The sequence below is a fragment of the Lentilactobacillus kefiri genome, assembly GCF_007989105.1.
Taxonomy (GTDB): domain Bacteria; phylum Bacillota; class Bacilli; order Lactobacillales; family Lactobacillaceae; genus Lentilactobacillus; species Lentilactobacillus kefiri.
This window is the reverse complement of record NZ_BJVK01000059.1, coordinates 1-6,337: the sequence shown is the minus strand read 5'-3', so window position 1 is coordinate 6,337 and position 6,337 is coordinate 1. Positions and strand designations below refer to the sequence as shown.

Here is a 6,337-nt window from a genome sequence, read left to right as displayed (position 1 = left end):
ACTTTTGACAACTATTTAATATTATCATGACGCTGAATCAGTGTCAATGATTTTTTTAAATTTGTGGCTCGTCGTAGAAGTCATTCTTACGAAAGCCGCACTAAATAATATACCGACTTTTTGCGCTATTGTCAACTAAAAAAAGACAGATCGGATTCGACCTGTCTTTGCTTCTATTTAATTCTTGCTAAAAAGTACTTTTTCTTTCCCCGGCGAACAATGATAAACTTGCCGTCAAACTTATTGGCGGGATTAATTTCGTAATCCACATCCTGGATCTTTTCACCATTAATTCTGATGGCTCCATTGGTAATATCTTCTCTGGCTTGTCGACGAGACTTCTCGATCTTGGTAGCATCTACCAGCCACTGAACAATGTTCAATGGTTCTGAAGAAACTTCAACAGAAGGCATGTTCTTGAATCCCTGCTCAATTTCAGCGGTCGTCAAATCGGCAACATTGCCTGAGAACAAAGCTTCAGTAATGTGTTCTGCCTGCTTAACAGCCTCTTTACCATGAACAAATTCAGTTACTTCTTCAGCAAGTTTCCGTTGGGCTTCACGCTTTTCCGGATGAGTCTCCACTTTTTTAGCCAATTCGGCAATCTCATCTTGTGACAAGAAAGTGAAGTACTTCAAATATTTGATAACGTCATTATCATCCTGGTTAATCCAAAATTGATAGAATTCGTATGGAGATGTTTTTTCAGGATCCAACCAAACATTACCGCCTTCAGACTTACCGAACTTGGTACCATCAGACTTAAGCAGCAATGGAATAGTCAAGCCAAATACTTTGGCATCCTGACCTTCAATTCGGTGAATCAAATCAGTTCCTGAGGTAATATTGCCCCACTGATCAGCACCACCCAATTGAACCTGAACATCGTTGTGACGATAGAGATGTAAGAAATCAATTGACTGCAAAATTTGGTAAGTAAATTCGGTAAATGAAATTCCGACTTCCAAACGGCTGGCAACAATTTCCTTATTCAACATCGTATTAACGTTAAATAATTTTCCGTAGTCTCTCAAGAAATCCAAAAGGGATAATTTTGAAAGCCAATTGTAGTTATTCACAATTTCAAATTTGCCGTCTTGACCAAACAGCTTTTCCATTTGAGCAGTCAAAGCATCCTGATTGTGACGAACTTGATCCATTGTCTGCAAAACCCGTTCAGACTTCTTACCACTTGGGTCACCGATTGAGCCGGTCCCACCACCGATAACAATAACCGGATGGTGTCCTGCCAACTGGAATCGTTTCAAAATCATAAATGGAATCAAATGACCAATATGCATACTGTCACCAGTTGGATCAATTCCAACATAGATTCCGACAGACTTTTTGTTTACCAAATCATTCAATCCATCATGATCAGTTTCTTGATTGATTGCGCCACGCCACTTCAACTCATCTAAAATGTTCATGCAATATTTCCTCCTAAAATAAAAACGTCCCCGGCAAAATTAATTGCCAGGGACGAAAGTTTTTCCGCGTTACCACCCAAGTTCTTGCTGGATAAATCCAACAACCACTCAATTCATCGGTAACGAGATGATCCGTCAAGCTTAAGTAAGGACTCAACAGCTGTAAATTCATCGGCCATCCGCTCAGCTCACATCGCCGCTGAGTTTCTGGATTCACGTAATGGCCAACTACTTGACTGTCTCAACATCCATAAAATATAAGTTAATCATAGTGGTTGAACATTCCGTTGTCAATGACATCTCGTTGAAAATTAAATCCGGCCGTGAAGCATCTGTTGATAATAAAGCCCAGTATTGGCACGGTAATGGTGAAACTCATTTTGAGACATGGTTCTGGTATGTCTCAGCGTCCACTTTGCAAGCTTGGAATCAAAACTTTTTATTGTTGTGGAATAGTTACCACCCATAATTGTTTGCTTTTTAAACATCCCACGCAGTTGTGCGTTTGGATAAACATACAAATCTTTCGTCCCGAGTGTGTGACCCAATTCGTGGATAACCACGGCGCGACGCTTTTGCTGATTATACCGGTTCATCCAAGATGTATTCAGGGCAATAACCCCACTGTTAATTTCTGCTACCCCCGCATAACTTCGACCAAGTTTGCTGGTCCCGGTAAAAACTAATCGGGAATGGCTCATGGATTTTGTCTGCTTAAACACTTTTTTACCGAGTGCTTTGTTCCACTTCTTGGTCGCGTAAGAAATGTCAGATGAATATTTTTTGGCGTCTGATTTGACGTAATACTTGATGGTTCCGTTGTAAGTCAAATTTTTGCTGGTGTGCATAGCGCTGTTAAACTTAACGGTCTGAGCTGAAATAGACTGACTGCCCATCGCACCAAATCCGATCATGACGATCAACGTTGTTAACACAAGAACAAAAAGATGCTTAGCTCTTAACATTTAATTCCCCCTAATTAAACGTCGTCACTTCAATCATATTTATTTAATGGATCACCATTCCCCACTACTAATATATCATGGCAGTAATTCCCGTCACAAATCTGAAGTCTCAAAAAAGGCAAACATTCTTCACACAAATTTCACAAAGGCAGTTAGTTGTATTTCAACAAAATCAAACTAAAATTAAGTTGTATAGATAAATGATTCTGACTCTATATAGAAAGAAAGTGTCGTCCATGTTAAAAATCAAATATGAAAATGGTGGTGGAACCGAATCCATCGAATATCCATCAGCTGCTGCGTTTGTGGCCAATCAACGACTGGAAATTCCAGATTTGGAAGACTATTACAAAATTGTTGAAGTCACTTTAGACGGTAAGCCGGTTGAATTAAAGGATAAGACCATCATCGGATTGTACAAGAAGTTCGATGACGAAACAAAATAAGTTTGGTAAACAATCAAGAATAGATTCAATTATTTCAACCAACCCACAAAATTAAAGAGGTCGAAGCAAAATTTTACTTTTGCTTCGACCTCTTGTCATCTATTCAACATTTTTAATTTCAAATGAAGTCTCGCCATTTTTAACAATTCCGTAAATGCGTTGAGTATGAGACGAATCAACGTATCCGAAATCGAGGATGCTTCGATCATCCTGAAAATCGACGCCATGGAGCTGTTCACGTAAGAACTGTCGAAGAACCGGCAGCTGGCGGTCAAATTGTTTGGCTTTATCAACAGCAGATTGAAGCGTGAACCCATCGTCCAAGAAACGCGTCACGTGAAAAATAAAGAACAGTGTGTGCAGCGAGTATTCTCTAGCGGCACCTTTTTTCTGATTGAGTGATTGGATGTACCCCTGCTCTTCCCAGTAGCGCAGCTGTCTGCCAGAAACCCCGGTAATCTGCTGTACCTGACCAATTCCAAAAATCAGTTTGTCCGTATCGATAAACGCGTCATTGCCGCTCAGTTCTGCCATTATTTCCACCTTACCTTTGTTTATACCTTCATTATATCAATTTTGGCCTACCAGACAAAGTCTCTTCAAAATTGAAGTCATTATTTGTTATAATGCTTTTTGAAAGGTGTGAACAACATGGGATTTTCTCCAAAATTAATCGTGGCGGACGTGTCATTAATCATTTCAATCGCCCTTGCATTCTTCATTCAAAAATCAGGCTTCCCAAGTGACGTTAAAATCGGCCTGTTAATTCTGGCATCAATCTTTTTACTGATATCAGTTGTCAGTAACTTCATTGCCGCTAATGAGCGTCGCAAAAATGCGAAAAAATAAAGTTGTGGATTCTTCCACAGCTTTATTTTTTTACACTTTTATTTTGGATCATAAACCTTCAGCAGTCCTTGAGTCCCTAAATCTCCAAGATGAAGTTGATCGGTCATCTTTTCGTATAAATCTTTGGCAACTTTGGTGGCAGGCAGATCAACGCCCATTTCATCCGCAGAACCCAACGCGATTCGTAAATCTTTTAGAAAGTGTTTGACCGCAAATCCCGGCTTAAAATCACCTTTCAAAATTCTTGGGCCGTAGTTCGTCATGCTCCAGTTGGCAGCTGCCCCGCCATTGATTGTCTCAATCATTTGGTTCAAATCAAGACCGGCTTTTTTCGCATATGTCAGCGATTCGATCATCCCGGTCATCGTTCCGGCAACCATAATCTGATTCGCCATCTTGGCATTTTGGCCCTGGCCGGCATCCCCAAAGCGGGTGATCGCCGTTCCCATAGCCGCTAACACCGGCTTAACTTTTTCAAATGTATCCGGCTGACCACCAACCATAATGGTCAGTGTCCCTTTAGCCGCTCCAACATCACCGCCGGAAACCGGTGCATCCAAGACGCCAATATTTTTCGCTTTGCCTTCTTTGGCAATCTGTTCAGCCAATTTGGGAGAACTGGTCGTCATATCGATTAACGTTTGGCCAGCTGTGGCAGTCTCAAAAATGCCGTGTTTACCAAAATAAACTTCCTTCACATCAGTTGGAAAGCCGACAATTGTAATAACCACGTCACTGACTTTGGTAACCGCAGCCGGTGACGCCTGCCATTTAGCCCCAGCTTCAATTGTCTTTTGGGCGTGGGCTTTTGTGCGGTTGTAGACCGTGACGTCAAACCCGGCCTTCAGCAAATTCAAAACCGTTCCGGTACCCATGACACCCGTTCCAATAAAACCAATCGTCATTATCTCACCCCATTATCTGTTTCTAACACCTGACAGCAGTGGCCGCCACCACTGCTCATGATTCACGTACCAGTCGATGGTTTGGTTAATTCCTTCATCAAAATCAATTTCCGGCTGCCACCCCAGGTCATGGTGAATTTTTGAATCATCAATCGCATAAAGCTGATCATTTGCCGGTCTATCAGTTACATAAGAAATCTTGGAATCATCGACTTTTAAACGTTCAACAATCTTTTTAACAATTTGAATATTCTCAACGTAGTTATGGGCGGCAATATTATAAATCTGACCAGCTTTTCCCCGCCGTAAGACGGCGTTGATCGCCCGGCAATTATCGGCAACATTCAACCAATCACGGACATTCTTGCCGTCACCATAGACTGGCAGCGACTTCCCCAAAAGACCATTTGTGACCATTAAAGGAATTAATTTTTCAGGAAATTGCAGCGGACCATAATTGTTGGCGGATCGGGTAATGGAAACATTTAATCCATAAGTTTTAAAATACGACAACGCTAACAAATCGGCTCCAGCCTTGGTTGCCGAATACGGTGAACTTGGATTTAAAGGCGTCGTTTCAGTAAATAGATTGCCGGACGGCGTACTGCCATAGACTTCATCCGTTGAAATTTGGACAAACTTATGAACCCAAAAACGCTTAACGGCATTCAGTAAGGTACTGACGCCGACATAATTACTGCAAATAAAGACATTCGGGTTTAAAATTGATCGGTCAACGTGTGACTCTGCCGCAAAATTCACCACTGCCTCAATTTGCCATGCTGAAAAGACTGAATCGACCGCCGACTGGTCGGCGATGTCACCCTTCACGAAATAATACTGAGAATTTCCCTCGACATCGGCTAAATTGGCCAAATTTCCTGCATAGGTCAGCTTATCAAAGTTGACGATTCGATCTTCCGGATAGTTTTCAAGTAAATAATGAATGAAATTGGCGCCAATAAAGCCGGCACCACCTGTGACCAGAATGTTCAAAGCGCACCTCCCAAGAACTGATTTAATACCTATAATTTACCATATCTCATAAAAAAATGAGGCCGACGGCAAATTTTATTTGCCATCAACCTCATTTTAATCATCAATTGCATCTTCATTGATCCAGTAACGATTGGCGGTCTTCTTTGCTGATACGCGAATCCGGTAAAAGTCTTCACTTTCCCGTTCACCATCATCATCGCGGTAGTATGCTTTGGCTTTTTTATCAACATACACTTTCTTGCCGGTATGGGCCTTAATCTTTTTCCAGCTATAGGTCCGATTGTTTTTCTTAGCACCTGGAACGTAACGATATAACTTTTCTTCTTTATAATCTTCATCCAAAACCGTTTTAAAATTAACCGTTCGATACTTAACGCTGAAAACCCGTGATGCTTGGAAATAAAGTGGTCGCATTTTTCCTTGGTTAAGTTCCGTATTTCCAGAATATTCAGTATCGATGGTTTCCCCAATTTTATTAACTTCAGCAGCTTTTGTTGTCGAAATATCGCTGTTATGAGCATGAATGCTGGCGGAAAAGCCAATCATCGTCAACGGAATCAGCATTAGTAATCCGGCATTTGCCAGGTCAACTTTTTTCATCATAAACACCCTCCAATATTGGTTCTTCATTCGTGTCCTGTTGGTATCTCTTATTTACATCATAATCATATCTGAATATGTGGCCCAAGTTGTGAAGAAAGTGTGAATTTTCTCGGAAGGTTTTCGAACTTTTTATTTTCTGG

At 41.1% G+C, this 6,337-nt stretch carries 8 protein-coding genes; 2 read left to right on the top strand and 6 right to left on the bottom strand.

Annotated elements, in window-relative coordinates; all coding sequences use genetic code 11:
* Positions 1-173 precede the first annotated feature (173 nt).
* Positions 174-1,430 (bottom strand): tyrosine--tRNA ligase, encoded by a 1,257-nt coding sequence (gene tyrS, locus LKE01_RS11230; protein ID WP_056983283.1) that lies wholly within the window; start codon positions 1,428-1,430, stop codon positions 174-176.
* Positions 1,431-1,741: 311 nt separating this feature from the next.
* Positions 1,742-2,395, bottom strand: coding sequence for a snapalysin family zinc-dependent metalloprotease (locus LKE01_RS11225; RefSeq protein ID WP_056983281.1), 654 nt, complete (start codon positions 2,393-2,395; stop codon positions 1,742-1,744).
* Between the two features lie 236 nt (positions 2,396-2,631).
* On the opposite strand from LKE01_RS11225, the gene LKE01_RS11220 reads away from it, so the two are divergent.
* Positions 2,632-2,841: a DUF4649 family protein gene (locus LKE01_RS11220; protein WP_054769861.1), complete on the top strand. Its 210-nt coding sequence runs from the start codon at positions 2,632-2,634 to the stop codon at positions 2,839-2,841.
* 99 nt (positions 2,842-2,940) lie between these two features.
* Here the strand turns inward: LKE01_RS11220 and LKE01_RS11215 are convergent, their stop codons facing one another.
* A complete protein-coding gene (locus LKE01_RS11215) occupies positions 2,941-3,375 on the bottom strand; it encodes a MerR family transcriptional regulator (RefSeq protein ID WP_056983279.1) in 435 nt (144 codons plus the stop codon).
* A 117-nt stretch (positions 3,376-3,492) separates the two neighbouring features.
* On the opposite strand from LKE01_RS11215, the gene LKE01_RS11210 reads away from it, so the two are divergent.
* Entirely contained in the window at positions 3,493-3,690 is a 198-nt protein-coding gene (locus LKE01_RS11210) for a hypothetical protein (protein WP_056983277.1), read from the top strand.
* A 38-nt stretch (positions 3,691-3,728) separates the two neighbouring features.
* Here the strand turns inward: LKE01_RS11210 and LKE01_RS11205 are convergent, their stop codons facing one another.
* The 3 genes from LKE01_RS11205 to LKE01_RS11195 form a co-directional block, all read right to left on the bottom strand.
* Positions 3,729-4,595, bottom strand: a complete 867-nt coding sequence (locus LKE01_RS11205; protein ID WP_056983275.1) for an NAD(P)-dependent oxidoreductase — start codon at positions 4,593-4,595, stop codon at positions 3,729-3,731.
* Between the two features lie 12 nt (positions 4,596-4,607).
* Positions 4,608-5,591 carry a dTDP-glucose 4,6-dehydratase gene (gene rfbB, locus LKE01_RS11200; protein ID WP_056983273.1) on the bottom strand — a complete coding sequence of 328 codons (984 nt, stop codon included), beginning with the start codon at positions 5,589-5,591 and terminating at the stop codon, positions 4,608-4,610.
* Positions 5,592-5,687: 96 nt separating this feature from the next.
* A complete protein-coding gene (locus tag LKE01_RS11195; RefSeq protein ID WP_225364709.1) occupies positions 5,688-6,197 on the bottom strand; it encodes a hypothetical protein in 510 nt (169 codons plus the stop codon).
* Between the last annotated feature and the right edge of the window lie 140 nt (positions 6,198-6,337).